The 26,676-nt window shown below is 65.3% G+C and carries 24 protein-coding genes; 14 read left to right on the top strand and 10 right to left on the bottom strand.

Going from position 1 to position 26,676, the window contains the following annotated elements; translation table 11 throughout:
- Positions 1-20 precede the first annotated feature (20 nt).
- Genes SALA_RS07375 through SALA_RS17625 form a run of 4 tightly spaced genes read left to right on the top strand, consistent with a single transcriptional unit; the run spans position 21 to position 6,504 of the window.
- Positions 21-3,143, top strand: coding sequence for a TonB-dependent receptor plug domain-containing protein (locus SALA_RS07375; RefSeq protein WP_011541748.1), 3,123 nt, complete (start codon positions 21-23; stop codon positions 3,141-3,143).
- A gap of 56 nt (positions 3,144-3,199) precedes the next feature.
- Positions 3,200-4,111 carry a DUF4886 domain-containing protein gene (locus tag SALA_RS07370; RefSeq protein ID WP_192807455.1) on the top strand — a complete coding sequence of 304 codons (912 nt, stop codon included), beginning with the start codon at positions 3,200-3,202 and terminating at the stop codon, positions 4,109-4,111.
- A 57-nt stretch (positions 4,112-4,168) separates the two neighbouring features.
- Positions 4,169-6,235 carry a transglycosylase domain-containing protein gene (locus SALA_RS07365; protein WP_237700935.1) on the top strand — a complete coding sequence of 689 codons (2,067 nt, stop codon included), beginning with the start codon at positions 4,169-4,171 and terminating at the stop codon, positions 6,233-6,235.
- An 11-nt stretch (positions 6,236-6,246) separates the two neighbouring features.
- Positions 6,247-6,504, top strand: coding sequence for a hypothetical protein (locus SALA_RS17625; RefSeq protein WP_084764693.1), 258 nt, complete (start codon positions 6,247-6,249; stop codon positions 6,502-6,504).
- On the opposite strand, the gene SALA_RS07360 is transcribed toward SALA_RS17625, so the two are convergent.
- From SALA_RS07360 to SALA_RS07345, 4 genes are read right to left on the bottom strand one after another with little or no spacing between them, the layout of a single operon-like run.
- A complete protein-coding gene (locus SALA_RS07360; protein ID WP_011541744.1) occupies positions 6,501-7,607 on the bottom strand; it encodes a DNA alkylation repair protein in 1,107 nt (368 codons plus the stop codon). The two genes, SALA_RS17625 and SALA_RS07360, sit on opposite strands and share 4 nt — an antisense overlap.
- Positions 7,604-9,019: an efflux transporter outer membrane subunit gene (locus SALA_RS07355; RefSeq protein WP_011541743.1), complete on the bottom strand. Its 1,416-nt coding sequence runs from the start codon at positions 9,017-9,019 to the stop codon at positions 7,604-7,606. Before SALA_RS07355 ends, SALA_RS07360 begins: the two co-directional genes overlap by 4 nt.
- Positions 9,012-12,176 (bottom strand): multidrug efflux RND transporter permease subunit, encoded by a 3,165-nt coding sequence (locus SALA_RS07350; RefSeq protein WP_011541742.1) that lies wholly within the window; start codon positions 12,174-12,176, stop codon positions 9,012-9,014. Before SALA_RS07350 ends, SALA_RS07355 begins: the two co-directional genes overlap by 8 nt.
- Positions 12,177-12,182: 6 nt before the next feature.
- Complete coding sequence (locus SALA_RS07345) at positions 12,183-13,313, bottom strand: efflux RND transporter periplasmic adaptor subunit (protein ID WP_011541741.1); 1,131 nt, start codon at positions 13,311-13,313, stop codon at positions 12,183-12,185.
- 113 nt (positions 13,314-13,426) lie between these two features.
- Between SALA_RS07345 and SALA_RS07340 the strand changes: the two genes are divergently transcribed.
- The 7 genes from SALA_RS07340 to rplA all read left to right on the top strand — a co-directional run bounded on the left by SALA_RS07340 (position 13,427) and on the right by rplA (position 18,726).
- The gene (locus SALA_RS07340; RefSeq protein ID WP_011541740.1) at positions 13,427-14,071 is read left to right on the top strand and encodes a TetR/AcrR family transcriptional regulator; all 645 of its coding nucleotides are present in this window, start codon (positions 13,427-13,429) and stop codon (positions 14,069-14,071) included.
- A 58-nt stretch (positions 14,072-14,129) separates the two neighbouring features.
- Positions 14,130-15,476, top strand: a complete 1,347-nt coding sequence (locus SALA_RS07335) for an MFS transporter (RefSeq protein WP_011541739.1) — start codon at positions 14,130-14,132, stop codon at positions 15,474-15,476.
- 157 nt (positions 15,477-15,633) lie between these two features.
- Entirely contained in the window at positions 15,634-15,831 is a 198-nt protein-coding gene (gene secE, locus SALA_RS07330; protein WP_041383169.1) for a preprotein translocase subunit SecE, read from the top strand.
- A gap of 35 nt (positions 15,832-15,866) precedes the next feature.
- Positions 15,867-16,403 carry a transcription termination/antitermination protein NusG gene (nusG, locus tag SALA_RS07325; protein WP_011541737.1) on the top strand — a complete coding sequence of 179 codons (537 nt, stop codon included), beginning with the start codon at positions 15,867-15,869 and terminating at the stop codon, positions 16,401-16,403.
- A 61-nt stretch (positions 16,404-16,464) separates the two neighbouring features.
- Positions 16,465-17,409 (top strand): acyl-CoA thioesterase, encoded by a 945-nt coding sequence (locus tag SALA_RS07320; RefSeq protein ID WP_084764811.1) that lies wholly within the window; start codon positions 16,465-16,467, stop codon positions 17,407-17,409.
- Between the two features lie 184 nt (positions 17,410-17,593).
- On the top strand, positions 17,594-18,025 hold the full coding sequence (rplK, locus tag SALA_RS07315; protein ID WP_011541735.1) for a 50S ribosomal protein L11: 432 nt from the start codon (positions 17,594-17,596) through the stop codon (positions 18,023-18,025).
- A 2-nt stretch (positions 18,026-18,027) separates the two neighbouring features.
- Positions 18,028-18,726: a 50S ribosomal protein L1 gene (rplA, locus tag SALA_RS07310; RefSeq protein WP_011541734.1), complete on the top strand. Its 699-nt coding sequence runs from the start codon at positions 18,028-18,030 to the stop codon at positions 18,724-18,726.
- Between the two features lie 81 nt (positions 18,727-18,807).
- On the opposite strand, the gene SALA_RS07305 is transcribed toward rplA, so the two are convergent.
- From SALA_RS07305 to SALA_RS07290, 4 genes are all read right to left on the bottom strand, one after another.
- On the bottom strand, positions 18,808-20,166 hold the full coding sequence (locus tag SALA_RS07305) for a L,D-transpeptidase family protein (RefSeq protein ID WP_084764690.1): 1,359 nt from the start codon (positions 20,164-20,166) through the stop codon (positions 18,808-18,810).
- Between the two features lie 162 nt (positions 20,167-20,328).
- Positions 20,329-21,693, bottom strand: a complete 1,365-nt coding sequence (gene accC / locus SALA_RS07300) for an acetyl-CoA carboxylase biotin carboxylase subunit (RefSeq protein ID WP_011541732.1) — start codon at positions 21,691-21,693, stop codon at positions 20,329-20,331.
- 6 nt (positions 21,694-21,699) lie between these two features.
- Positions 21,700-22,179 (bottom strand): acetyl-CoA carboxylase biotin carboxyl carrier protein, encoded by a 480-nt coding sequence (gene accB, locus SALA_RS07295; RefSeq protein WP_011541731.1) that lies wholly within the window; start codon positions 22,177-22,179, stop codon positions 21,700-21,702.
- A gap of 67 nt (positions 22,180-22,246) precedes the next feature.
- A complete protein-coding gene (locus tag SALA_RS07290; RefSeq protein ID WP_011541730.1) occupies positions 22,247-22,687 on the bottom strand; it encodes a type II 3-dehydroquinate dehydratase in 441 nt (146 codons plus the stop codon).
- Between the two features lie 79 nt (positions 22,688-22,766).
- Here SALA_RS07290 and thiS point away from each other — a divergent pair, with 79 nt between their 5' ends.
- Positions 22,767-22,970, top strand: a complete 204-nt coding sequence (gene thiS, locus SALA_RS17620) for a sulfur carrier protein ThiS (RefSeq protein ID WP_041383849.1) — start codon at positions 22,767-22,769, stop codon at positions 22,968-22,970.
- Positions 22,967-23,737: a thiazole synthase gene (locus SALA_RS07280; RefSeq protein WP_049754604.1), complete on the top strand. Its 771-nt coding sequence runs from the start codon at positions 22,967-22,969 to the stop codon at positions 23,735-23,737. The genes thiS and SALA_RS07280 overlap by 4 nt, the downstream gene beginning before the upstream one ends.
- A 12-nt stretch (positions 23,738-23,749) precedes the next feature.
- Here SALA_RS07280 and SALA_RS07275 read toward each other — a convergent pair whose 3' ends face one another.
- A complete protein-coding gene (locus tag SALA_RS07275) occupies positions 23,750-25,396 on the bottom strand; it encodes a hypothetical protein (protein ID WP_153802656.1) in 1,647 nt (548 codons plus the stop codon).
- Between the two features lie 232 nt (positions 25,397-25,628).
- Here SALA_RS07275 and SALA_RS07270 point away from each other — a divergent pair, with 232 nt between their 5' ends.
- Positions 25,629-25,811 (top strand): CsbD family protein, encoded by a 183-nt coding sequence (locus SALA_RS07270; RefSeq protein WP_011541728.1) that lies wholly within the window; start codon positions 25,629-25,631, stop codon positions 25,809-25,811.
- An 85-nt stretch (positions 25,812-25,896) separates the two neighbouring features.
- On the opposite strand, the gene SALA_RS07265 is transcribed toward SALA_RS07270, so the two are convergent.
- Positions 25,897-26,646 (bottom strand): hypothetical protein, encoded by a 750-nt coding sequence (locus SALA_RS07265; protein ID WP_011541727.1) that lies wholly within the window; start codon positions 26,644-26,646, stop codon positions 25,897-25,899.
- Between the last annotated feature and the right edge of the window lie 30 nt (positions 26,647-26,676).

Raw genomic sequence — 26,676 nt, 5'->3', positions numbered from 1 at the left:
GAAGAGAGATGGGGGACGATATGATCAAGACGACACAGAGCCGCTGGGTGCGCCAGAGCAGCCGGATCGCGCTGATCGTCGCGGCCGGAATGGCGGCCACGATGGCACGGGCGCAGGACGCCGCGCCACAGGACGACAATGCGCAGGCCGCCGAGGAAATTGTCGTCACCGGATCGAACATCAAGGGCGCATCGGACAGCGGCGCGATCGCGGTCACGACGCTGGGCAAGGAAGAGATTGAGAGCTTCGGCGCCAGCTCGACCGGCGAGATCATGGAATATATCGCGCAGGCCGGCTCGGCGGAGATCAACGGCGCCGCCGACGGGCCGAACGATGCGCGCGGCGACGTCGCGACGGTCAACCTGCGCGGTCTCGGCACCGGCAACACGCTGATCCTGCTCAACGGCCGCCGCATCGCGGCGCATGCCGCAAATCAGGACATCGGATCGACGCCGCGCCAGATCGTCAACGTCAACGCCTTTCCAGCGACGGGCATCGACCGTGTCGAGGTACTGCGCGACGGCGCTTCGGCGCTTTACGGGTCGGATGCGACGGCGGGGGTGGTCAACACGATCCTCGATGCCGATTTCAGCCGCAACATTCTGAGCTTCGAATATAGCAAACTCGAAGGGACCGGGTCGGACGAGATCAGCATCGACGGCGGCTTTGGCGTCGAGTTCAACAAGGGGCGCACGCGCCTGATGCTGTCGGGCAGCTATTATGACCGCAACGGATTGTTTTCCAGCGAGCTTGGCCCGCAATTCAATTCGGTCGACAAGCGCGCCTTCCTGGGCGATTCGCCCTTTGCGACCGAAACCACCGACTTTCGCAATACCTCGACCTCGTCGCCTTTCGGGCAGTTTCAGGTCGGATCGGTCAATGCGGACGGCGTGTTCGTCGGTCGCCGCGTGCGTCAGGGCACAACGGCGCTCACCAGCTCGAGCGGCGTGTTCCATATCCAGCCGTGCGATTTTCCGGGCACCCGCGCCGAACTTGGCACGGGCAGCGAGGGCTGCATGGGGCTCGACGACGGCTCGCTCGACACGGCGTTGCGCTATGATTTCGGGGCGAACCAGCCGAACAATTCGCTGAATGAAGGCGTCAACATCGCCAACGACCCGGTGACGGCAAAGGGACGCCAGTTGATTTCGTCGGCGAGGCGTTACAACGCCTATGCCAATATGGAGCATGAGTTCGAGGGCGGCGTCGAGCTGTTCGCCGAGGCGCTCTATTACCGTGCGACGACCAGCTCGAACCGCGCCGCGCAACCCGTCGACAGCGGGCTCGCCTTCCTGATCGTCCCGGCCAGCAATTATTGGAACCCTTTTGGCGCGGTGGGCAGCCCGAACCGTCTGCCCGGCCTCAACACCAGCGACGTTCCCGCCGAAGGCCGTGACATCCTGCTCGTCAACTGGCGACCGACCGATCTTGGCCCGCGCTTTATCGACACGCAGACCGAAACCTATCGCCTGCTCGCCGGGCTGCGCGGCCAGTTCGGGAGTTGGGACTGGGAAGGCGCGGTGGCGATGAGCGGCAACCGCACCGAAGACACCGAGAGCAACCGCCTGTCGAAAACCCTGCTCGTGGCGGAACTGGCGAAATCGACGCCCGACGCGATCAACCCTTTCGGCGGCCCCAACGCCAACACGCAGGAGCAATGGGACCGGGTGCGGATTTCCAACACCAATGTCGGCACGACCGAATTGATGACCGCCGATTTTCGCGTATCGAACAGCGACGCCTTCGACCTGATCGACGGTCCCGTCGGGCTCGCCTTCGGGGTCGAGTGGCGACACGACTATTATGAAGAGGATCGCGACCCGCGGCTCGACGGGACGATCATTTTCGATGAATCGAACGTTTCCGGCGTGTCCGACGTCGTCGGGGTCAGCCCGACGCGCGATTCGAGCGCGGGGCGCGACGTCTTTTCGGCCTTTGGCGAGGCATTGATTCCGCTGCACCGCGGTGAGGGCACCTTCATCAACGACCTGACGCTGCAACTTGCGGTGCGCGGCGAGTATTTCAACGACATCAAGGACGGGGCGGTAAAGCCCAAGGTCGCGCTGTCGTGGTTCCCGGTCGAGGCGTTCAATCTGCGCGCTGCCTATTCGCAGGGCTTTCGCGTCCCCAACCTCGTCCAGCTCAACCGCGGCGACATCTCGCGGCTCAATCTGGGGACCGAGGATTATTACCGCCGCGACGTGACGGGGGACCCGGTATCGACCGGCGACGCCTATCTGGCCTCGGTCCGCCAGTCGAACCCCGATCTGAAGAACGAAGATACCGAAACCTTTGTCGTGGGGGCGACGCTCGACCTGACCAAGGCGTTTGAAAGCAACATTTTCCGGCGCTTTGCGATCAACGTCGATTATTGGCGTTTCGAGCAGACGGGCGTGATCGGCGCCTTTGGCGATCAGGAAGCGCTCGCGCTCGATTTCCTGCTGCGCCAGCAGGGGTCGAGCAATCCCAACGTCGTCCGCGCGCCGGTGACCGCCGCCGACCAGGCCGCCTTCGACGCCTATAATGCCGCCAATCCCGACGCGCCGCGGCAGGCGGCGGGGCAGGTGCAGTTCATCGTCGATCCCTATATCAATCTCGACAGCCAGGTGGCCGACGGCTTCGATTTCGGCCTGTCGACCAGCATCGACGCGGGATCCGCTGGAACCTTCCGCTTCGGGGTGGAGGCGACCTATCTCAACAAGCTCGATGTCGTGCGCAACGACCTGCTCGCGGCGCTCGCCCAGAACCCTGCCTTTGCGGGCGACTTTGCCGAGTTGCAGGTCGATCGCGTCAAGCTCGACGGCAACCCGCGCTGGCGCGGCACCGCGACCTTCGGCTGGCGGCTCGACGATTTCAGCATGGGCGGATCGGTGCGCTATGTGTCCGACATGATCGACACCAGCGCCGACATCACCGTCGATGGCGAAACCGTCTATTGGAAGGTCAAGGAGGATTGGCGCGTCAATCTTCATGGCGAATATCGCTTCCGCCTCGGCGGCCGCCGCGACGTGCGGCTGCGCCTCGGCGTCAACAACGTCTTCGACAGCGCGCCGCCGCTTGTCGATGAAAGCCTGGGCTATTACCCCGAATATCATTCGGTTAAGCCGCGGGAGTTCTATGTCCAGCTTCGGGGCAGCTTTTGATGCGATATAAGGTACATACGGCTTCGGGGCTTCGATCCACTGGGCCCCTGAAGGCCATGTGGGGCGCGGTGCTGCTCGCGCTGGCAGGGTGCGCGCCCGGCCACGCGGTCGCCAGCACCGTCCCGCATGGTGACGCCGCCGCGGGGCAGACCGACCCCAGGGCTGCGCCGCGAACGATCCTGTTCATCGGCAACAGCTTTACGCAGGGCGCGCATTCGGCGGCGCGCAACTGGCGTGCGGGATCAGTCACCGACCTCAATAACGCCGGCTATGGCGGCGTACCGGCGCTGTTCAAGCTGTTCACCGAGCAGGCGGGGCTGGACTATCATGTCAGCCTCGAAACGCAGGGCGGCAAGTCGCTGGGCTTTCATTATGACGAGCGGCGCCAGCGGTTCGACCGCGCGTGGGACGTTGTCGTGCTGCAGGAGTTCAGCACGCTCGACCGCGACCGGCCCGGTGATCCCGGCAACTACATGCGCGACGTCGACCGGCTTGCCAGGCTGTTCAAGGCGCGTAATCCCGCGGTCGACATCCGCCTGATGGCGAGCTGGACGCGCGCCGACCAGACCTACAAGCCCACGGGGCATTGGTATGGTCGGCCAGTGACCGCGATGGCGGAGGATCTGCGCGCCGCGGCCGACAAGGTGCGCGCCGCCAATCCCGCGGTCACCGGCATCCTGCCGGTGGGGCAGGCGTGGAACCGCGCGATGACAGAGGGGATCGCCGATGCCAATCCCTATGACGGCATCGGCTATGGCCAGCTCGATCTGTGGGCCTATGACCATTATCACGCCAGCGTCGCGGGCTATTATCTTTCGGCGCTGGTGACCTTCGGCGCGGTTACCGGCGTCGATCCGACGGCGCTGGGACCGGATGAGAAGGGTGCGGACGAACTGGGCCTTTCCAACGCTCAGGCCACGGCGTTACAGCGTGTCGCGCGCGATACGCTGCGAAGCGCGGGCAGCTGACGCGCGCCGACAAGCCATTTGCCTATGCTGTGTTGGGGTTGTAATACGGCCTCAAGCATGACCTGGTTCCGCAAACCCGAAGGCTCCGATCCCACCCTTGCGATGACGCCGGGCGGGCCGTTCGCCGACGTTCCGCCGTCCCGGTCGCTGCCGCCGTCGTCGCCGCTTCCTGAATCGCGGCGGCGCAAATGGGTGCGCCGCGTCGCGCGCGGCTTTGCGGTTCTGTGCGTGATTTTCATCCTGCTCGTCGGCTGGCTCGCGCTCACCGCGCCGCTGTCGAAATCGCTCGAACCGATCGCGCCGCCGCAGATTACCCTGCTCGCATCCGACGGAACGCCGATCGCGCGGTCGGGGGCGATCGTCGACCGGCCGGTCAAGACGCGCGACCTGCCGGCTCATGTCACGGGCGCCTTTCTGGCGATCGAGGACCGGCGTTTCTATTCGCACTGGGGTATCGACCCGCGCAGCATCGCGCGCGCGGTGTGGAGCAACATCACGGGCGGCCCGACGCAGGGCGGCAGCACGATCACCCAGCAGCTTGCGAAGTTCACCTTTCTGACGCCGAAGCGCACGCTGGGGCGCAAGGCGCGCGAGGCGCTGATCGCTTTCTGGCTGGAGGCATGGCTGACGAAGGACGAGATACTCGAACGCTATCTGTCGAACGCCTATTTCGGCGACAATACCTATGGGCTGCGCGCTGCGTCGCTGCATTATTTCTATCGCCAGCCCGAAAACCTGACCCCGGCGCAGGCGGCGATGCTCGCGGGGCTGGTACAGGCGCCGTCGCGTCTTGCGCCGACGCGCAATCCCGACCTCGCCGAAAAGCGGATGAAGCTGGTGTTGAAGGCGATGGTCGCGACAGGCCGACTGACCGAGCGACAGGCGCGCGCGATCCGCACCCCGCGCATCGATGTGCGCACGCGCAACACCTTGCCCACGGGCACCTATTTCGCCGACTGGGCGCTGCCCGAGGCGCGCAAATTGAGCGACGTCGGCTATTCGCGCCAGACGATCGCGACGACGCTCGACGCGCGGCTCCAGTCGATCGCGCGGCGCGTCACCAGCCGCGCGGGGCTTGGCAAGGCGCAGGTCGCGCTCGTCGCGATGCGCCCGAATGGCGAGGTCGTCGCGATGATCGGCGGCAAGGATTATGCCGCCTCGCCCTTCAACCGCGCGACGCAGGCGCGGCGTCAGCCGGGATCGACCTTCAAGCTGTTCGTCTATCTCGCCGCGCTGCGCGCCGGGTGGGAGCCCGATGACAAGATCGACAACGGCCCGATCGAAACCGGCGCCTATCGCCCCAGGAACGCGGGCGGCGCCTATTCGCCGCGGATCAGCCTGGAGGACGCCTTTGCGTCGTCGAGCAATGTCGCGGCGGTGCGCCTGTTCGCCGAAGTCGGCGGCGACAAGGTGATCGACATGGCGCGCGACCTGGGCGTTACCGCGCCGCTCGCGGAGGGGGATCCCAGCCTGGCGCTCGGCACGTCCAGCATGACCCTCCTTGAACTGACGGCGGCCTATGCCGCGGTCGCGGCGAACCGCTATCCGGTGAAGCCCCATGCGTTCAGCGAGGAGGAAAAGGGCTGGCTCGAAAATCTCGTATGGGGCCCGTCGCGGTTCAGCTCGCGCGTGCATCGCGATATGGAAAAGATGCTGCGCGCCGCCGTCAATCGCGGTACCGGGCGCGCCGCGCGGCTGCCGCAGCCCAATTTCGGCAAGACGGGCACCAGCCAGGATAATCGCGACGCGCTGTTCGTCGGCTATGCCAATGGTCTCGTCGTCGGCGTGTGGATCGGCAATGACGACAACAGCCCGCTTCGGGGCATTTCGGGCGGCGGCCTGCCCGCGCGCATGTGGCGCGACTTCATGAGGCAGGCATCGGGGCAAAAGGCTGCGCCGCGACCGCGCCCCGTCGATCCGACCGGCCCCGTCGAGCCGCAGGATACACCGACCATTCCCGATATCGGCGACATCCCCGTCGGCGACCGGACACGCGTGGGCATTGAAGGTGGCGACGCGGTAATCTCGACCGAAATCAATGGCAGCCGGATCGACCTTCGCCTGCCGATCGAGCAGCGCCCGCCCGAACCGACCCGGCCCGATGCAGGCGCGCCGCCGCCCTAGAGCGCGATGACCTGATATTGACCCACCGTGATTGCCCCCTGAAGTTCGTCGGCAAGAAGCGTCTCGCAGGACGGGCTGGTTGCCCGGACCAGAGACGCGCCGCTGTCCGGCGGGCTTCAGGGGGCAACCCCTCCGGGGCGGGTCGATTTTTGCCGATTGCCACGTTGCTCGTCGGGCGCGATGTCCCGCATCGCGCCGCTCCTCGCGCCTCGCACTCGGCCAAAATCGCCTCCGTCACGGTGGGTCAATATCAGGTCATCGCGCTCTAGGCGCCATCGTCGGCAACGATGTCGAAGGCGGCCTCCGCCATCGCCTGGCCATTGACCATCAGTTCGACCCGGTGCCGCCCTGGATGATGGCGGCGGGTCGTGAAATCGCGGATCGTCTGTGAAATCGACAGCGCGGCGGTATCGTGCCCCGCGAGCGTGAAGCTCTTGAGCTTGAACACCTTCGGCGCACTCTTGCCGCCGGGGCGGGCATAATGGATGCGGTAGTCGACCACCAACGGCTGATCGTCGGGTGACTCCGACGCCAACGCAACGGTGATGGCGATCCGGTCGCCAAGGCGGACGCTGGCCGGTTCGACAGCAAAGCGGCGCAGTGTCACTGCGGCGCCATGGCCGACGCCGATCAGCGCGAGCGCGGCGGGGTCGCCCTTCTTGATCAATGTGCGCAGCGCGTGGCGGACGATCCATGCGGTGCGTTCGTCGTCCTGCGACCAGTGCGCGAGGCGCTCGACCAGCCAGCCCGGCCGGTCCTTGGCAATATCGTTGAGATGGTTCGCGACCGATTTGCGGACATAGGGGGCAGGGTCGGCCTTCAGCGCCTCGAGGATCGGCGCGGCGCGCGTCGGATCGACCTTCAGCGCGGGGACACGCGCCGCCCACGGCAGCCGCGGCCGCGCGCCCTCGCTCGCAAGGCGGCGCACATGCTCGTCGTCGCTCGTCGTCCAGCGCCCCATCGTAGCCAGCGCGCGGTCGGGATCGGCGGTCAGGAACGGACGGATCGCAAACTCGGCCGAACCAAAGCGCGTCAGATCGGCAAGCGCAGCCATTGAGCGATCGAAATCGTCGAGGCCGTGGCGTGCCACCACTTCGGTGATCGCGATCGCCTGAAAGCCGTGCGTCAGTCGCGGTGCCATTGCGCGCAGCGCATCGAGCGTCGCGCCATAATCGCCTGGCAGCGCGCCGTGCAGCGCATCGGCGATATGGCGCACGCGTTCCATGATCGACAGCGCATCGAGGCCCTCCGACGCGGCGCGCACGAACGTCGGGCGGTCGAAATGCGGCGTCGCGGCAGTCCCGGCGTCGGCGATCGTCGCAACGGCCTGCGGCCCCAGCAGATTTTTTAGCAGCAGCGTTTCGCCGCTCATCGCGCCGCGCTTCCCGCACGTTCGACCAGCCCGCCACCCAGCGCGACATAAAGCGTCACCAGATTGTCGACCTGCGCACGGCGCAGTTCGATCAGCGTCTGTTCGGCGGCAAACAGGTTGCGTTCGGCGTCGAGCACTTCGAGATAGGTCGACACCCCCTCGCGATAGCGCTTGCGCGCCAGGTCGGCGATCTGCCGCGTCGCCAGCGTGCCGCGCTCCTGCGCTTCGACCTGTTCGGCCAGATAACGCCGCCCGGCGAGCGCGTCGGCGACCTCGCGGAACGCGCCCTGCACGGTGCGTTCATAGGCCGCGACGGCGATGTCCTCGCGCGCCTCGGCGACCGTCAGATTGCCTTGCCGCCGACCGAAGTCGAAGATCGGCAGGCTGATCGACGGGCCGAAAGTCCATGTCATGCCATCGTCGCCGAACAGGTCGTCGAGCGCGCCTGAGGCGAAACCGAAACTGCCGGTGAGCGAGATCGACGGGAAAAAGGCGGCACGCGCCGCGCCGACATTGGCGCGCGCGGCGCGCAGCCGTTCCTCGGTCGCGACAATGTCGGGGCGCGCGACGAGCAGGTCGGACGGCAGCCCCGCGGTCAGCGCGGGTGCCCCCGCCTGCGCGACGAGCGGAAGCGGCGCGAGCAGAGGCTCGCTAACCGGGCCGCCAGTGAGCACGGCGAGGAAATTGTCGGCCTGCGCCTTGCCGAGCTTCAGGCTCGCGAGCTGCGTTTCGGCTTGCGTCAGCAGCGTTTCCGACTGGCGATAGTCGAGGGCCGATGTGACCCCGGCATCGAGGCGGCGCCGGGCGATGCGCAGTCCCTCCTTGCGGCTCGCCACCGTCGCTTCGGCAAGCTGGATCTGCTCCTCGGCGCCGCGCGAAGCGAAATAGGTCGAGGCGACATCGCGCACAAGCGCGAGGCGAAAAGTGCGCTCGGCCGCCTCGGTCGCAAGATATTGGCTGCGCGCCGCTTCGGAGAGATTCCTGACCCGCCCCCAGAAATCGAGCTCGAACGAGGTGACGCCAACGCCGACCGAATAGCGGCTCGTCGTGTCGGTGCCTACGCCCGTCACCGACGGGCCGCGCGTCCGCGCTGCATCGGCGCTGGCGCCGACCGTCGGCAGGCGGTCGGCCGCCTGGATGCGATAGAGGCCGCGCGCCTCCTCGATCTGCGCCACGGCGACGGCAAGGTCGCGATTATGCGCGATCGCCTGCGCGATCAGCATTTCGAGCCGCGGGTCGGCGAAGAAGTCGCGCCACGCGATGTCGGTCGCGCGCTGCCCCGGCGTCGCGCCGCCCGCGAACTCGGCGGGATAGTCGGCGGCGGTCGCCAGCGGTGGCCGCTCGTGCGGAGGCGCCATGTCGACGCATCCGGCGAGCGTCGTTGCGATGAGAAGCAGGATCGCCTTACGCATGACCGGGCTCCTCATGGTGGCCTTTCTCGGTGGGGGCGGGGGGGCGTTTGCGGCTCAGCCATTTGCGCACCGACAGGTAGAACAGCGGGATGAAGAAGATGCCGAGCAAGGTCGCGGCGATCATCCCGCCCATCACGCCCGATCCAACCGCGATGCGGCTGGCGGCGCCCGCGCCCGTTGCGATAACGAGCGGCACCATGCCAAGGATGAACGCCAGACTGGTCATGATGATCGGCCGCAGGCGCAGCTTCACCGCTTCCATCACCGCGTCGAGCGTCGATTTGCCCTCGGCCTCCTGCTCGATCGCGAACTCGACGATCAGGATCGCATTCTTGGCGGCAAGCCCGATGATCGTGATCAGGCCGACGTTGAAATAAATGTCGGCCGACAGCCCGCGGAACATCGAAAAGAGCACCGCGCCGAGCACGCCGAGCGGAACGACGAGCAGCACCGCCACCGGCACCGACCAGCTTTCATAGAGCGCGGCGAGCAGCAGGAAGACGACGACGAGTGACAGACCCAGCAACATGCCGATCTGACCGGCCGACTGCTTCTCTTCATAGGAAATGCCGGTCCATTCATAGGCGAATCCCGGCGGCAATTGCTCCGCCAGCCGCTCCATTTCCGCCATCGCCTCGCCGGTCGACTGGCCGGGCGCGGGCTCCCCCGAAATCGTCATTGCCGGATAGCCGTTATAGCGTTGAAGCTGCGGCGGTTCGGCCGACCATTCGGCCTTGCTGAACGATCCAAAGGGCACCATGTCGCCCGTCGCGCTGCGCACGCGCAGGTCGAGCACATCCTGCGGCGTCATGCGGTTCGCCGCGTCGGCCTGGAGCAGCACGCGCAGCACGCGGCCCTCGCGCGTGAAGTCATTGGCATAGGCGCTACCGAAACTGATCGCGAGCGTTGCATTGACCTCGCCGATCGACAGGCCGAGCGCGCGCGCCTGGATGCGGTCGATGTCGAGCTTGAGCACCGGCGCGTCTTCCTGCCCTTCGGGGCGGACATTGGCGAGCAGCTTGCTCTGCATCGCGCCGCCGAGCATCTGGTTGCGTGCCGCGACCAGCGCCTCGCGCCCGTTTGCGCCGCGATCCTGCAATTTGAACGTAAAGCCGCTCGACGTGCCGAGTTCGGGGATCGACGGCGGGCTCAGCGAAAAGGCAAAGGCTTCCTTGATGCCCATCAGCGTGCCCATCGCCCTGCCGGCGATCGCGTCGGCGCTGTCGCCTTCGCCGGTGCGTTCGTCCCAGGGTTTCAGCGGCGTGAACATGATCGCGTTCGCCTGACCCTGGCCGAAAAAGCTGAAGCCGTTGACGAGCACGATGTTCGCGACCTGCGGCTGTTCGGCGAAGAAGGCCTTGACCTGCTTCGTCGCTTCGTTGGTGCGCTGCGTCGTCGCGCCCGGCGGGGCCTGAATGACCGTGATCAGATAGCCCTGATCCTCCTGCGGCAGGAAGGATCCGGGGAGGCGGGTAAAGAGCAGCGCGGTTATCGCGACCATCGCCACAAATACGCCCAGCCAGCGCAGCGGCGCGGCGAGCATCTTGCCCACGCCGCCCTGATAGCGATCGGTCGTGCGCCCGAACCAGCCGTTGAAGCGGTCGAAGAAGCGATCGAAGAAGACGCCGACCGGCCCGGTGCGCCTGGTCTGGTCGTGCGGCTTCAGCAAGGTCGCGCAGAGCGCCGGCGTGAGCGTGAGAGCGAGCAGCGCCGAGAAGGCGATCGAGATCGCGAGCGTCATCGAGAATTGGCGATAGATGCCGCCCGTCGAGCCGGGGAAGAACGCCATCGGGATGAACACCGCGATCAGCACCAGCGTGATGCCGATGATCGCGCTGGTGATCTGCCCCATCGCCTTCACCGTCGCTTCATAGGGCGGCAGATGCTCTTCATTCATGATGCGCTCGACATTTTCGATCACGACGATCGCATCGTCGACGAGAATGCCGATCGCCAGCACCATGCCGAAAAGCGTCAACACGTTGATCGAGAATCCGAACATCCACAGGCCAAGGCACGCCCCTGCGAGTGCGATCGGCACGACGATCGTCGGGATCACCGTCGCGCGCCAGTTCTGCAGGAACAGGAACATGACGAGGAAGACGAGGATCATCGCCTCGACCAGCGTCTTGACCACTTCCTCGATCGACAGCTCGACGAAGGGCGTCGTGTCATAGGGGATCGACCAGCTGATGTCGGGCGGAAAGCCTTTTTCCAGCTCCGCCATCTGCGCGCGCACGCCCTCGGCGGTCGACAGCGCATTGGCGCCGGGGGTCAGCTGGACCGCGAGGCCCGCCATTGGCTTGCCATTGAGTTCGGACGAGAACAGATAGCTTGCCGCGCCAAGCTCGACGCGGCCGACGTCGGCCAGCGTCACCGCCGACCCGTCGGGGTTGGCGCGCAGGATGATGCTTTCGAACTGTTCGGGCTTGGTGAAGCGGCCCTGCGTCGTGATGACGGCGTTGATCTGCGCCCCCTTCGCGATCGGCTGGTCGCCCAATTGGCCGCCCGGCGTCTGGCTATTCTGCTCCTGCACCGCCGCGAGCGCTTCGGCAGCCGAGAGGCCATAGGAGGCAAGCTTCTGCGGATCGAGCCAGACGCGCATCGCATATTCGGGGGCAAAGGCCTGGACATTGCCGACGCCATTCACGCGGCGCAGTTCGTCGAGCACGCGCGTGTTGGCGAAATTGTTGACCTCCATCGGGTCCGTGTTGCCGCTCTTCGACGTGATCGCGACGATCAGGAGGAAGCCCGAATTGGCCTCGGTCACCGAAATGCCCTGGCGCCGCACATCTTCGGGCAGCCGCTGTTCGACGCGGCGCAGACGGTTCTGTACCTCCATCTGCGCATTGTCGATGTCGGTCCCCGCCTCAAAGGTCAGCGTGATCGATGCGGTGCCGTTGGATTCGCTGGTCGAGGCCATGTAGAGGAAGCCCTCGACCCCGTTCAGTTCCTGCTCGATAACCTGCGTGACATTCTGCTCCAGCGTCCTCGCATCTGCGCCCGGATAGGTGACGCCGATGGTCAGTGACGGCGGCGCCACCGACGGATATTGCTCGACGGGCAGCCCACGCAGCGCGATGATCCCGGCGAGCAGGATGCCGATGGCGATGACCCAGGAAAAAATGGGCCGGTCGATGAAAAAGCGGGGAGTCATGCCGGATCAGCGTTTCGCAGGCGGCGCGATGCGCACCGGCTGGCCCGGCTGAACCTTTTGCAGCCCGTCGACGATCACCCGGTCGCCGGGTCTCAGCCCATCGAGCACCGCCCACTGACCCGCGACCATCGCACCGAGCTTGATCGGCCGCGGCGTTGCGACATTTTTCGTATCGAGCACCATCACGCTCGCGGCGTCGGCGGTCAGCTTGACCGCGCGCTGCGGGATCAGCATCCCGTCGGCGCGATTGCCGGCAAAGATGCGTGCGCGTACGAACTGGCCGGGAAGCAAGGCGGCGTTGGGGTTCGGAAACTCCGCGCGCAGCGCGGCGGTGCCGGTCGCCTCGTCGATCGACAGGTCGAGGAAGTCGAGATGGCCGACGACCGGATAGGCGCTGCCATCCTCGAGGATCAACTGCACCTCGACCCTTTCGAGCTGCGGCGCGCTGATCCGTCCCGATCCCATGTCGCGGCGCGTCGCCAGCAGGTCCGAACTCGACTGGCCGAAATTGACGTAAACGCGGTCGATCTGTTCGATCGTGGTGAGCAGCGTGCCCTGTGCTGCGCTGACCAGCGCGCCCTCGGTTACTTCGGCGCGGCGTGCGCGCCCCGAAATCGGCGCAGTCACCGTCGCATAGCCGAGGTTCAACCGTGCCGAATCCAGATTGGCCTGCGCCGCCTGCACGTCGGCTTCGGCGGTGCGCTGCGCGGCGACCGCGGCGTCATATTCCTGTCTGCCGATCGCCTGGTCGGCGAGCAGCGGCTGGTATCGCGCCACCACCTGCCGCGCATTCGCCGCGGTCGCCTGGGCACGGGCCAGCTGCGCGCGCGCGGCGTTGACGTTCGCGATCAATTGTCGCGGGTCGATGCGGAACAAAGCGGTGCCCGCGCGCACAAAACTGCCCTCGTCGAACAGGCGGCGTTCGACGATGCCATCGACACGCGCCCGGACCTCCGATGTCCGATACGCCTGGACGCGGCCGGGCAGTTCGATGACGTTGGGCACCGGCCGGGCGCGCACGGTGACGATATTCACTTCGGGAGGCGGTGGCGCAGGCGGCGCTTCGGACGAACAGCCGACCAGCAGCAGGGCCAGTGCGGCGCCGAGGGCGCAGCGGGGAGGAGAAACGCGACTCATGTTGACCCCTGAAAAATCGCAGTTGTGCGGGATGTTTTTATAGGCGAAAGCGTGCGCCGACAGTTCTCTGTAATTTAAGTTACAAACGTCGACAAGGGACGAGGAATGAAAAATTGACCGGGTCGGAAACGACTTTTTCTCAAAGAGATACAGAGTCGCCGCGCGAGCGGCGCTATAATGCGATTCTCGACGCGGCCGAAGCCTTGTTTCTCGAACATGGCTATGAACGCACCAGCCTCGCCGACATCGTCCGGCGTTCGGGTGGTTCGCTGGCGACGCTTTATGACCTTTTCGGGAACAAGCAGGGCCTGCTACGCGCAATAGCGACGCGATGGTCGGACGAAACGGCCTTCTGCCCGCTCGATCCGGCCGTGACCGCGACCATGTCGCACGTCGACACCCTCAAAAGCTATGCCTTCCGCCAAAGCGACGCGATGCAGTCGCCGCGCGCGATCGCGCTGATGCGGATGCTGGTGTCCGAAAGTGTGCGCGACCGTGATTTTGCGGCCGGCATCTATCGCGATATCCACTTGCCCGCGATCGCCGAGTTGACCGAACTCTTCACCCGCTGGGCGGCGGCGGGCGAGGCCGACATCGACGATCCCCAAGCCGCGGCGAAATTATTCCTCAACATCGTCTTCGGCGATTCGATGCTCAACGCGCTGGCGGGGATCGAGGAGGAATCGCTGGGAAGGGAAGAGATCGACTGGCGCCTTCGACCGTTCATATCGCATTTCAGGATCGGCCAGATTCATTGACATAATTGTCAATAGCTGAAAGCATCGCGCTTCGTGCCTTCCTGGGGAGCGACGCGACGTGGCCAGTTCCGCCCTGCCATCGGCTATATCCGCGCCTCGCCTGTTGGCGCTGCGGCCGCGGGTCGTGGCGGCCTATGCCGCGACCGCGGGGCCGACGGCGATGCTCGCGCTGCCTTTCAGCGTCTATCTGCCGCCCTATATCGCCGAAGGCGGGGTGATTCCGGTGGCGCTGGTCGGGCTGCTCTTTTCGCTCACGACGATCTGGGACGGGGTGGTCGACCCGCTGATCGGAACGATGGTGGACCGCGTTCGCACCGGGCTTGGCGCGCACCGCCGCTGGATGCTGATCGCGCTGGCGCCGCTCGGCTTGCTGCTGCTCGCGCTGGTCATGGTAGGCGACCGCCTGTCGTTCGCGGCGCTGTTCCTGATGATGGTGCTCTTCTACTCCAGCTTCAGCCTGTACGAGGTTGCCCAGCTGTCGTGGGGGTCGGCGCTCGTGCGCACTCCCGCCGACAGCGCACTGCTCTACGGAATGCGCGACTGGTTCGCGAAGATCGCGCTGATCCTGGCCTTTGCCGCGCCCGCAGCGGCACAATTGCTGATGCCGTCGATCAGCCTGCAGGGACGGATCATCGCCTATGCAAGCCTCTTCCTGCTTCTGGCGCCCGTCGCGATTTATGCGATCGCGCGTGTCCCGCGGCGCCGCGTCGTCGCCGAGGCGGGGATCGGCTGGCGCCGGGAAATCCGCGCCTCGTTCGGCTTTCCGCCGCTGATGCTGCTCTTTGGCGTGCAGTTCCTCAACAGTTTTGCGTTCGGATCGCTCACCTCGCTTTTCGTCTTTTTTGCCGATGCCGTGCTGGGACTCGACGCGCAGAGCGCGGTGCTCCTGTTTGCCAGCTTTGTCGGCGGCGCGCTCGCGTCGCCGGTCTGGACTTTTCTCGCGCGGCGCTTCGGCAAGCCACCCATGATGATCGGCATGGCGTTGCTGATCTCGACGCTGCTCGTCGCCACGCTGGGGCAGACGCCGCGTGGGCTTGCGCAGGCGACACTTTTTTCGTTGACGCTCGGGACGGGCTTCGTCGGGCTGTTGTTCATCCACTCGATGCTGGCCGACCTGATCCCGCGCGACGCCGAGCGCTGCGGCCGGTCGCGCGCGGCCTTTCTGTTCGCGCTCCTGAACCTGATGCAGAAGTTCGGCGTCGCGGCGGCGATCGCCGTCAGCTATGCGATGCTCGACCTTGTCGGTTTCGATCCGCGGGACGGCGCTGTGGCGGCGCGCGCGCTGCATCTCCTCTTCGCGCTCCAGCCGACCGCCAGCTGGGCGGCGATGGTGGTCCTGCTCCTGCTGATGCGCCGCGACTTCGCCCGCGACCATCCGCTTGCAATCGCCGCAGCGCGCAAGTAAAGGCCGCATTCATTCGGACAGATGCGCCGTTTTCCTTCCGCCTTTCGCCGACAAGCTCGGGGAGGGTGGACGGACTATTGCCCGAAGCGCGCTTGACGCGCGGGGGGCGATAACCCATCTGGCCGGTAACTTTGACGCTTATGAGGACGGAACGGACATGGCGAAGGTCAAAATCGGCGAATTCGTCAATCAGGTGAAGACCGAAGCCGGCAAGATCGTCTGGCCCACCGGTCGCGAAACGGTGCAGACGACGATCCTGGTGTTGATCATGGCCACGATTCTGTCGTTCTTCTTCCTCGGCGTCGATACGGTTTTCAGCTACATCGTCAGCTGGCTGACGTCGCTCGCGCGCTAACGCCCGCGGCTTTCAGGGACAGGATACGAACATATATGGCGCGCTGGTACATCATTCACGCCTATTCGGGTTTCGAGAACAAGGTTCGCGATTCGGTGCTCGCCGAAGCCGAACGCATGGGCCTCACCGACTTCGTCGAAGCGGTCGAGGTGCCGGTCGAAACCGTCACCGAAGTGAAACGCGGCAAGAAGGTTCAGGCCGAACGCAAATTCTTCCCCGGCTATGTTCTCGCCAAGCTGACGATGACCGACGATGTCTATCACCTCGTCAAGAACACGCCGAAGGTCACGGGCTTTCTCGGCTCGTCGGGCAAGCCGCAGGCGATCAGCGAGGCGGAGGCGGCGCGCATCCTCAACAGCAAGGAAGAGGCTGCGGCGCGTCCGAAGACCGAAATTCGCGTCGATTATGAAATCGGCGATCAGGTCAAGGTGCTCGAAGGACCGTTCGCGAGCTTCAATGGCGTGGTCGAGGAACTCGACTTCGACAAGGCGCGCGTCAAGGTCAGCGTGTCGATCTTTGGCCGCGCCACGCCGGTCGAGCTCGATTTCGAGCAGGTTGAGCGCATGAAGTGACGACCCCGACAGGTTGTCATCCCGGCGAAGACGGGGATCCAGCGAAAGATTGGACGATCGCATGAGCCTGACTCCCGCCGCGATTCAGGCTCGCATCGAACGCGCGCGCAAAATCCAGGCCGCCGTTCCGCCCGAAAAGGTCGTCGCCGCGGTGACGCGCCTGTTCGACCTCGAACCCGTCGCGGGGCTGGAGGACGAGTTCACCTTTCCCGCCTTTGCCAAGCCGACGCGCCAGCGCATTTTCGGCGGGCAGGTGATCGCGCAGGCGCTCGTCGCGGCGGCGCGCACCGTCGATCCGGGCAAGGCGGCGCATTCGCTGCACGCCTATTTCCTGCGCGGCGGCGACGAGGCCAAGCCGCTGCATTTCCGCGTCCACCGCGATTTCGACGGGCGCAGCTTCGCCAATCGCCGCGTCGTCGTGCGGCAGGATGGCAAGGTGATCTTCAACCTCACCGCATCCTTTCACGCGCCCGAGCCGGGCGTCGCGCACCAGACGCCGATGCCCGACCTGCGGCCACCCGAAGACTGCGCCGAGTTCGTCGAGAACATCGCCGCCGACCCCAATGTCAGCGACGCGCAACTTGACCAGATGGCGTGGCTGCGGCCGTTCGAGATGCGCAGTTCCCGCCCGCCCTCGACCGAAGCGGCGACGGCGCATTATCAATGGTACCGGCTTGCGGCGCCGATCGGCGACGATCCGCTGCTCCATCGCGCGTTTCTGGCCTATGCCTCGGATATGGGGCTTTTGTCCTCGTCGCTCCGGCCGCACGGGTTCACCTGGTCGACGCCGGGGCTTTTCTCGACCAGCCTCGATCATGCGATGTGGTTCCACGACGACATCCGTGTCGACGACTGGTTCGTCTATGTGATGGACAGCGATTGGACCGGCGGCAGCCGCGGCATCAATCGCGGCCTGATCTATCGCCAGGACGGCACGCTGATCGCTTCGGCGATGCAGGAAGGATTGCTGCGCATCACGCCCTCCGAAGGCGCTGCGGGCGGATAGGCCCGGATCTCGTCATCGCATCGGCCACTGGCGCTTGCCTTTCTCAGCCTTTCGGTCTAACGGCGCCGCTTCGCAACAGATACGGTTGTGATTCCGCGCGGGAGGAGGGGTGATGCCCTCTGCTTGACCGCTTATTTTGAGCCCCGGATCAAGGTCGGGGGCGACAGAAAGAAAGGAGGCCGTCATGGCCAAGAAAATCAGCGGCTATATCAAGCTGCAGGTGCCCGCCGGCACCGCCAATCCCTCGCCGCCGCTCGGGCCGGCGCTGGGTCAGCGCGGCGTCAACATCATGGAGTTCTGCAAGGCGTTCAACGCCGCGACCGACGGGCTCGAAAAGGGCACGCCGACCCCGACGATCATCACCGTCTATGCCGACAAGAGCTTTTCCTTCGTCACCAAGACGCCCCCGGCGACCTATCTGATCAAAAAGGCCGCGAACCTGAAGTCGGGTTCGAAGGAGCCCGGCAAGATCAGCGGCGGCAAGATCGCGCGCTCGAAGCTCGCCGAAATCGCCGAGATCAAGATGAAGGATCTCAACGCCAACGACATCGAACAGGCGACGAAGATCATCGAAGGCAGCGCCCGCTCGATGGGCCTCGAAGTGACGGAGGGCTGAACATGGCCAAGCTGACCAAGAAGCAGAAGGCCCTTGAGGGCAAGGTCGACGCGCAGAAGCTGCACGGCGTCGACGAAGCGATCAAGCTGGTGCGCGAGCTGGCGACCGCCAAGTTCGACGAAACGCTCGAAATCGCGATGAACCTGGGCGTCGATCCGCGCCACGCCGACCAGATGGTCCGCGGCGTCGTCACGCTGCCCGCGGGGACCGGCAAGGACGTCAAGGTCGCCGTGTTCGCGCGCGGCGACAATGCCGAGAAAGCACTGGCCGCAGGCGCCGACAAGGTGGGCGCCGAAGACCTGATGGAAGACATGCTTGCGGGCAACCTCGACTATGGCCGCGTCATCGCGACGCCCGACATGATGGGCATCGTCGGCCGCCTCGGCAAGACGCTGGGTCCGAAGGGCCTGATGCCGAACCCGAAGCTCGGCACCGTCACCCCGAACGTCGCCGAAGCCGTGAAGGCCGCCAAGGGCGGTCAGATCGAGTTCCGTGTCGAAAAGGTCGGCATCATCCACGCCGGCCTTGGCAAGCTGTCGTTCGGCGAAGAAAAGCTGCGCCAGAACTTCGACGCCTTCGTCGACGCGATCGTCAAGGCGAAGCCGGCCGGCGCCAAGGGCAAGTATGTCCGCAAGGTCGCGCTGTCGTCGTCGATGGGCCCCGGCGTGAAGGTCGATACGGCCGAACTCACCGGCGCCTGATCGGCACCGCAACGTTTCAGGAAGGGCCGGGGGAAACTCCGGCCCTTTCTGTTTCCGCTTTCAGCCGAAACCTGCCGACGTTCAATAAATCCCGCTGGTCCCCGGCGTCGTGACGCGCGCCGCCGTATCGACCGTCGGGACGACCGGCGGCGGCACCGGCGCGATGATTGTTGCGGCCGGGCGACCAGGCCTGGCAAAACTTGCGACGACGGGCGCATCGCGCTCGTAAAGGTCGGCGAGCTTTTTCACGCCACCCTTGCCGTCGGGCACGACGGTCCAGTAGGCGACATAGACGGGGAAGGGCTGATCGAAGCCGAATCGCGTCGTCTTGCCGCTGGCGATCGCTTCGCCGAACTCCTCGGGGCTACGCCCGGCGAACATCACCGCCATCAGACCCGAGAAGTGCAGCGCGCGTTCGGTGCGGATGCAGCCGTGGCTGAAGGCGCGCGCCGCGGCGTTGAACGCATTCTTCGACGGCGTATCGTGCAGATAGATGGCGTGTTCGTTCAGCATCTCCATCTTCATGACGCCCAGCGCATTGTTCGGGCCGGGCTTCTGTACCACCGACAAGGTCTTGCCACTGCCCGTCCAGGTATAGCCCTGCGCGCGCGCAGCGGCCGGATTACGCGCGATCGTCGCGCCGATGCCTTCGTTGATGATGCTGCGCGGCAGCGTCCAGTTCGGGTTGACGATGATCCCGGTTGCCATCGGATTGAGCTGCGGCGTCGGAGTCGATTTCTTGCCGACCACCGCCTTGTGCGTTGCGATGACGGTGCCGCCATGGACGACACGCGTCAGATATTCGGGAACATTGCTGACGACATAGCGTTCGCCAAGGTCGCGCGGCATCCAGCGCCAGCGTTCCATGTTGACGCGGATCGCCTGTGCGTCGGCCGCCGTCTTCGCGCGTTTGAGCGCCGCCCTGAGCACCGCGAAATCGGGATGGACCGGGTTCAGGCTCGCCAGCGTTTCGGCGACCGTGCCCGCGCCGAGCGCGGCGGTCAGCAGGGCGAGCAGGGGTTCGTTCTCGCCATCGCTGTCAGTCATGAACCATTGTTTGCGTGCGGCGTTGGGTGTGCGCCCGTCGCGCAGGTGCGTCGCGAGCAGCAGGAAGGTGTCGGTCGCCAGCGTGTCGAGCTTGGCCTGATCGTTCGCCAGGATCGCCGCAGCGAGCGCATCGGGGTTGTAATCCCGCGCGAACAGGCCCTCGTCGCCGACCTTTTCGATAAAGCCAAGAAGCGCAGTCGCATTTTCTTCCGACCAGCCCGGCATTTCGAACTGCGCCGCGACGACCGGCGCATCGTCGGTCACCTTGTCGGGCTGGAGGATGACCGAATCCTCCTTCACGTCGGTTTGTGCGAGGGCAGGGGCCGCGAGCAGGCCCAGCGGGAGGAGGAGAGCCGCGGCGGGACGCGCGGAAAAGAAAGCGTTTCTGGCCATGGTCAATGCCCATAGCCAATAAATGGAGTCAGCGAAAGTGAACTGGGGCACGGCTGGCCGCAGATTAAAAGCGGCTTCGTCATTCCTGCGAAGGCCGGAATCTCCGCGCCGGATTGTAAGGCGCCTTGACTCCCCGGCCTTCGCCGGGGTGACGCATTGCCTTTATGCCGCGCTTTCCTCCGCATCCTGCTTCGCCAGCCATTCCTCCAGCCATTTGATCGTATAATCGCCGTTGATGACGTCGGGGTCGGCGAGCAGCGCCTGGTGGAGCGGGATGTTCGTCTTGACGCCCGCGATCACCATTTCCTCGAGCGCGCGGCGCATCCGCATCATGCAGCTTTCGCGGCTGCGGCCATAGACGATCAGCTTGCCGATCATGCTGTCGTAATAGGGCGGGATCGAATAGCCGGCGTAAAGCCCGCTATCGACGCGGACGTGCATCCCGCCTGCCGGATGATAGGCGGTCACCTTGCCCGGTGAGGGCATGAAGGTGCGCGGATCCTCCGCATTGATGCGGCATTCGATCGCATGGCCGCGAAACTCCAGCTCTTCCTGTTTCACCGAAAGCCCGGCGCCGCCCGCGATGCGAATCTGTTCGCGCACAAGGTCGAAGCCGGTGATCATCTCGGTCACCGGATGCTCGACCTGGATGCGCGTGTTCATTTCGATGAAGAAGAACTCACCATTTTCCCACAGGAACTCGATCGTGCCAGCGCCGCGATAGCCCATTGTGGCCATCGCATCGGCGCAGACCTTGCCCATGCGCGCGCGTTCCTCGGCCGAAATGATCGGCGACGGCGCTTCTTCAAGCACCTTCTGGTGGCGGCGCTGGAGCGAACAGTCGCGCTCGCCCAGATGGATCGCATTACCCTTGCCGTCGCCGAACACCTGAAACTCGATGTGGCGCGGGTTGCCGAGATATTTTTCCATGTAAACGGTGGGATCGCCGAATGCCGCCGCCGCTTCGCTCGACGCCTGACCCATCAGGCTTTCGAGGCTGTCCTCGTCGGGCACCACCTTCATGCCGCGCCCGCCGCCGCCCGACGCCGCCTTGATCAGCACCGGATAGCCGATCTCGCGCGCGAGCTTTTTCGTTTCCTCGCCGAACGTCACCGCGCCGGGCGAGCCCGGAACGACGGGAAGACCCAGCGCGACCGCGGTGCGCTTTGCCTCGACCTTGTCGCCCATCGTCCGGATATGTTCGGGCTTCGGCCCGACGAAGATCATGTCATGCGCTTCGATGATCTCGGCGAAGCGCTCGTTTTCGGAGAGGAAGCCATAGCCCGGATGGATCGCGTCGGCGCCGGTGATCTCGGCCGCCGAGATGATGGCGGGGATATTGAGATAGCTGTCCTTCGCCGCGGGCGGGCCGATGCACACCGCCTCGTCGGCGAGACGGACGTGCATCGCGTCGGTGTCGGCGGTCGAGTGGACCGCAACCGTCCTGATGCCCATTTCGTGGCACGCGCGGTGGATACGCAGCGCAATCTCGCCGCGGTTGGCGATGAGCAGTTTTTCGATGGTCATGGGTACTTACCCGATGGTGAACAGCGGCTGGTCGAACTCGACCGGCTGGCTGTTTTCGACATGCACGGCCTTGAGCGTGCCCGCGGCGGGCGCGGTGATCGGGTTCATCACCTTCATCGCCTCGATGATCAGGATCGTGTCGCCCGCCTTCACTTCCGAACCGATGGTGGCGAAATTGGGCGCGCCGGGTTCGGGGGCCAGATAGACGGTGCCGACCATCGGTGACTTGACCGCGTCGGCGAAGCTGTCGACAGCAGGCGCGGCGGCGGGTGCCGTGGCCGGAACTGCGGCGGCGGGTGCGGCCGCTGCGGGTGGCGGAGCGTAGGCGACGGGTGCGGCTGCGGCGGTCAGGTTGCGCGCGACGCGGACCTTGCGATCACCGTCCTCGACCTCGATCTCCGACAGCTGCGTGTCGTCGAGCAGCTCGGCGAGCGCACGCACGAAGGCCGGATCGATGTTGATGCCATGGTCTTTATGGTCACCCATGAGAATGTTCCTGTTGTTGCGGCGCCGTCATCGAGGCGCCTGACCCCGTTTTTGATGCGCCCTATTGTCAGAGACGGGCGGCGGCGTCCAGCGCCAGCGTATAGCTGTTCGCGCCGTGTCCGGCAAAATGGGCGACGGCGGCCATGCCGACATAGCTGACATGGCGAAACGCCTCACGCTTTGCCGGGTCCGACAGATGGACCTCGATCACCGGCACCTTGATCGACCGGATCGCATCGTGGATCGCGATCGAGGTGTGCGTGTAGCCGCCGGCGTTGAGCAGCACCGCCTTGGCGCCCGACACATAGGCTTCATGCAGCCAGTCGATCAGCACCCCTTCATGGTTGGTCTGGCGGCATTCGACGCGGAGGCCGAGGTCGGCCGCCTGCGCCTCGAGCCGGGCGTGAATGTCGTTGAGCGTGTCGGTGCCATAGATTTCCGGCTCGCGCGTGCCGAGCAGGTTGAGGTTCGGGCCGGAGAGGACAAAGACGGTGGGAAGGTCGGGCAAAGGCTTGGCTTTCGGTTGCGACGATGCAGGCTCCCCCTATATGGGCTGCTCGGCAAAAGGCAAAGCGAGGCGCTTCTACGTGATTTCGGTCATCCTCAACGGCGAACCCCGGCAGGTACGCGAAGGCAGTATCGCTGATCTCGTCGCGTCGCTCGGGCTCGACGCGAAGAAGGTCGCGGTCGAGCGCAACCGCGCGATCGTGCCGCGCTCGACGCTCGCCGATGTCGCACTCGCCGAGGGCGATGCGCTGGAAATCGTTCATTTCGTAGGAGGCGGTTGTTGACCGACATTTGGAGCGTTGCCGGGCGGACATTTAGGTCGCGACTGATCGTCGGCACCGGCAAGTACAAGGATTTCGAGCAAAATGCCGCCGCAGTCGCGGCGTCGGGGGCGGAGATCGTCACCGTCGCGGTCCGCCGCGTCAATGTGTCGGACCCTACGGCGCCGATGCTCACCGACTATATCGACCCGAAGAAGGTCACTTACCTGCCGAACACCGCGGGCTGCTTCAACGCCGACGACGCGATCCGCACGCTGCGGCTGGCGCGCGAGGCGGGGGGCTGGGATCTCGTGAAGCTCGAAGTGCTCGGCGAGGCCAAGACGCTCTATCCCAACATGCGCGAGACGCTCGATGCGACCGAGGTGCTCGCGAAAGAGGGTTTTCTGCCGATGGTCTATTGCGTCGACGATCCGATCGCGGCGAAGCAACTCGAGGACGCGGGCGCGGTCGCGATCATGCCGCTGGGCGCGCCGATCGGATCGGGGCTGGGCATCCAGAACCGCGTCACGATCCGCCTGATCGTCGAGGGTGCGTCGGTGCCCGTGCTCGTCGATGCCGGCGTCGGCACGGCGAGCGACGCCGCGGTGGCGATGGAACTTGGCTGCGACGGTGTGCTGATGAACACCGCGATCGCCGAAGCCAAAGACCCCGTGCGTATGGCGCGCGCAATGAAGCTGGCGGTCGAGGCGGGGCGCGACGCCTATCTGGCGGGCCGGATGGGGCAGCGCCGCTATGCCGACCCGTCGAGCCCGCTTGCAGGCCTCATCTGACCGGGGCGCTGTTCATCCCGGCGGTTGCAGCAGGCCGAGTTCGTTCGTCAGCTTGATCCGGTCGATCTGCGCCTTCAGCATCGCAATGTCCGCGTTGATCTGCGCCAGTTCGGCAGCCGCGAGCCGTTCGGCCGAATCGTCGCGCGATGCTTCGATCAGGGCCTTTTTCCTGGTCAGCATGTCGAGTTGATACTGTAGCCGCGCCAGCTCCTCGGCGCGTTCGGCCGCGGCGGTTTCGCGAAGATATTTTTCGTCCGCGCGTCGCCGCTCTTCGCGCTTTTCGGCATCGCTGCGCACACGTTCGGCGATGTCCACGGCGCTCGCTCCCAGCCGGGCGAGCGCGGCTTCCTTGGTTTCATATCGCTGCTTTTCGATCCGGCCGTCCTTGCGCAATTCGACCGACAGCAGTTCATTTTCGAACGGTCCGCTCGCAAACTTCAAAAAGCGCAGCGTGCCGAGTTGCGGCACCCACAAGGGCTCGTCCTTCAACGCGGTTTTCCAGTCCGCAGTCCCCGAAAGGCGGTATTCGGCGACAAGGCTGGCGCGAATCGGCTCGCGAACCAAAAGGCCTTTGGCGGGCGCATCGGACGGCAGCTTATATGCCAAATCGACATTGCCGCCGGTGGCCCAGCGCGTCTGGGTGACGGGTTCGAACCGCAACCGGACGTCGATCGATTGCCGGAGCACCGCAATCACCCCCTCGCAGTGGGCGTCGAGCGCCGTCTCGTTGCCGACGAGGCTCGCAGGATCGAGCGGTACGCCGCTGACGCCGTTCCAGGCGACGAGCTGAAAATTGGAGCAGAACTTTCGCAGCTTGCGCGCCGAATCCCAAAAGCGGACCTGGTGCCGGAGATCGTCCGCGCGCGGCGTCGCCGACGAGGCAGTGGGCCAGCGAAGCTCGGTCTTTGCGCCCAGCGCACCGGTCGCATCGGCCAGCGCGGCCTTTGTGGTCGCGATCTCGGTGGCGAGTTGCTGCTGTTTTTGAACCTCCTGATACAGACTGTCCATCATCGCCTTGTCGAACCGGCGAAACGCCGCAAGTTCTTTCAACCGGACGACATGCGCGTTCACGGCTTCGAGCCGGGCGTTCAATCGCTCCAGATTGCCGGTCTCCATCTCGACTGTCGCCAGGCGTTTCTGCGCCTCCGCCGAACACCACAGGCGGATCGACTGTGCGCGTTCAAGCACGTTTTTCCACGGCGAGGATTCGCCGACCGCATCCAGCGGCACGGGGATGCCAGCGGTCGCCCCGGCAATCGCAATACCGGTCCGCGCGACTGCCACCAGAATATCGCCGGTTCGGTCGTCGGCGCCGGCGTTGAAGGATTTGAGCGTGTCGAGATCCTCATATTTTTCAATCGCGAGCGAGGATGTCTTGAAAAGCGAACTGAGCGCCGAGGGATCAATCTCGAACCTTTCGCCTTCGACATAGGATTCCTTTGCGGTCGCCTGAACCGCGAACAGCGGCGTGGCGGCGGTGTCGCACGAGGAGAGCGATCGGGCGATCTCCAGATCGAACTGGACCATCGGAAGGGCATAGGATGCGCCCTTCAGCGCCTCGCCCTCGGCGGGCGGGGCGATGTCCTGCGTGCGAAAGGTCGCGACATGGGTACAGGCCGCGAGCGGCAGGATCATGGCTGCTGGAATAAATCTGCGCATCGCCGAACCCCCCCGAAAGTGCCAAGAGACGAACTGTGTTTGCGATGCCCAGAAGCCGAACATGCCCGAACCGGCGCCCATTGCAACCCGTATCGTCGCCACATTGGCACGAAATGCGACTTGTCCCGACGCGGCGCCGCTTGATCGTCGCGGGCGGAACGATGACCCCACGCGGGCGTTGCCTTATCAGGAGGTCGATCGACAGCCTCTTGGAAAACAAAGGAGAAATGCCATGGGTGAATTCACCGAAAAAGCGAAGGGCCTCGCCAATGAAGCCGCGGGCAATGTCAAACAGGCGATCGGGAAGGCGACCGACGATGAGCGTCTGCGCGCCGAAGGCGAAATGCAGGAACGCAAGGGCGAAGCCCAGAATCTGAAGGGCAAGGTGCAGGGCGCGCTCGGCGACAAGGTCTGACGCGCGAAGGCTTCTCCGCAAGGAAAAGGCGCCGGGGAACGATCTCCGGGGCCTTTTCTTTTTGCGTACCGGGAAGGGAAAAGGTCTATTTGCCGCCCGATGCCACCAGATCGACGTCGGTCATGCCGCCGTCGCGGCGCAGCATCAGCACATAGGCAAGGTCGCCCTTGGTGCCGCCGAGCATATGCTCGTTGCCGTTGACGCGGTGGTCGCTGGTGTAGCCCGCGCGGATCGCCATCGTGTGATAATAATCGAGCACCGCCTGCATCGACGCGGCGGTCTGGAAGTTGACCACCCGCAAATTGCATTTGCCGCCGTCGACGCCCGCCGCCTCGCGCAGCGTCGCGCGCGGATAGACCTTGAACGCGGCGGGCAGGCGGTCTGCCCAGCCGTTTCCATAAGTCAGCTTCGCGTCGCAACGTCCCTTCTGCTGGTTGCGTGCCAGCGCGCCGATGGTGACCGGGCGCGCCTGCGCCTCGCAGCCGTCGCATCCTGCTTCGAGTGGCAGCGCCCTGGGCGCCGGGAGCAGCTTGCCAGCCCTGAGCGCCGCGGCGGCTTCGGCCGCGGTCGCCGCCTTGCTCGCCGCAAGACCGGGAACGCCGCCGTCGACAGGGCGATTGCCGGGGCCCGCCGCATTGCGGTTCGATTGCCCCGCGAGCTTGGGATCAACCATGATCTTGTCTTCGAGCGCGGCCTTGATCGCGGGATCGCCGCTCGCCAGCTCATCATCGAGCGGGGCGAGGTCGGACCTGGCTTCGGGTTGGTCCCGGCAACCGCCAAGCGGCATCGCCGCCATCAGCAGCCCGGCGAAGAGCCATTTTCCGCGCACCATCATCGCTAACACTCCCTTAATCTTTCCCCCGGA

Origin of the sequence: Sphingopyxis alaskensis RB2256 (assembly GCF_000013985.1) — a bacterium.
Taxonomy (GTDB): domain Bacteria; phylum Pseudomonadota; class Alphaproteobacteria; order Sphingomonadales; family Sphingomonadaceae; genus Sphingopyxis; species Sphingopyxis alaskensis.
This window is presented reverse-complemented; position numbering and strand designations above follow the sequence as displayed.

What these genes read in the sequence shown, in the direction of transcription:
- SALA_RS07375 (WP_011541748.1), top strand. Translation starts at nt 21, where the DNA reads ATGATCAAGACGACACAGAGCCGCTGGGTGCGCCAGAGCAGCCGGATC.
- SALA_RS07370 (WP_192807455.1), top strand. Translation starts at nt 3,200, where the DNA reads ATGTGGGGCGCGGTGCTGCTCGCGCTGGCAGGGTGCGCGCCCGGCCAC.
- SALA_RS07365 (WP_237700935.1), top strand. Translation starts at nt 4,169, where the DNA reads ATGACCTGGTTCCGCAAACCCGAAGGCTCCGATCCCACCCTTGCGATG.
- SALA_RS07360 (WP_011541744.1), bottom strand. Translation starts at nt 7,607, where the DNA reads ATGAGCGGCGAAACGCTGCTGCTAAAAAATCTGCTGGGGCCGCAGGCC.
- SALA_RS07355 (WP_011541743.1), bottom strand. Translation starts at nt 9,019, where the DNA reads ATGCGTAAGGCGATCCTGCTTCTCATCGCAACGACGCTCGCCGGATGC.
- SALA_RS07350 (WP_011541742.1), bottom strand. Translation starts at nt 12,176, where the DNA reads ATGACTCCCCGCTTTTTCATCGACCGGCCCATTTTTTCCTGGGTCATC.
- SALA_RS07345 (WP_011541741.1), bottom strand. Translation starts at nt 13,313, where the DNA reads ATGAGTCGCGTTTCTCCTCCCCGCTGCGCCCTCGGCGCCGCACTGGCC.
- secE (WP_041383169.1), top strand. Translation starts at nt 15,634, where the DNA reads ATGGCGAAGGTCAAAATCGGCGAATTCGTCAATCAGGTGAAGACCGAA.
- nusG (WP_011541737.1), top strand. Translation starts at nt 15,867, where the DNA reads ATGGCGCGCTGGTACATCATTCACGCCTATTCGGGTTTCGAGAACAAG.
- SALA_RS07320 (WP_084764811.1), top strand. Translation starts at nt 16,465, where the DNA reads ATGAGCCTGACTCCCGCCGCGATTCAGGCTCGCATCGAACGCGCGCGC.
- rplK (WP_011541735.1), top strand. Translation starts at nt 17,594, where the DNA reads ATGGCCAAGAAAATCAGCGGCTATATCAAGCTGCAGGTGCCCGCCGGC.
- rplA (WP_011541734.1), top strand. Translation starts at nt 18,028, where the DNA reads ATGGCCAAGCTGACCAAGAAGCAGAAGGCCCTTGAGGGCAAGGTCGAC.
- SALA_RS07305 (WP_084764690.1), bottom strand. Translation starts at nt 20,166, where the DNA reads ATGGCCAGAAACGCTTTCTTTTCCGCGCGTCCCGCCGCGGCTCTCCTC.
- accC (WP_011541732.1), bottom strand. Translation starts at nt 21,693, where the DNA reads ATGACCATCGAAAAACTGCTCATCGCCAACCGCGGCGAGATTGCGCTG.
- accB (WP_011541731.1), bottom strand. Translation starts at nt 22,179, where the DNA reads ATGGGTGACCATAAAGACCATGGCATCAACATCGATCCGGCCTTCGTG.
- SALA_RS07275 (WP_153802656.1), bottom strand. Translation starts at nt 25,396, where the DNA reads ATGCGCAGATTTATTCCAGCAGCCATGATCCTGCCGCTCGCGGCCTGT.
- SALA_RS07270 (WP_011541728.1), top strand. Translation starts at nt 25,629, where the DNA reads ATGGGTGAATTCACCGAAAAAGCGAAGGGCCTCGCCAATGAAGCCGCG.
- SALA_RS07265 (WP_011541727.1), bottom strand. Translation starts at nt 26,646, where the DNA reads ATGATGGTGCGCGGAAAATGGCTCTTCGCCGGGCTGCTGATGGCGGCG.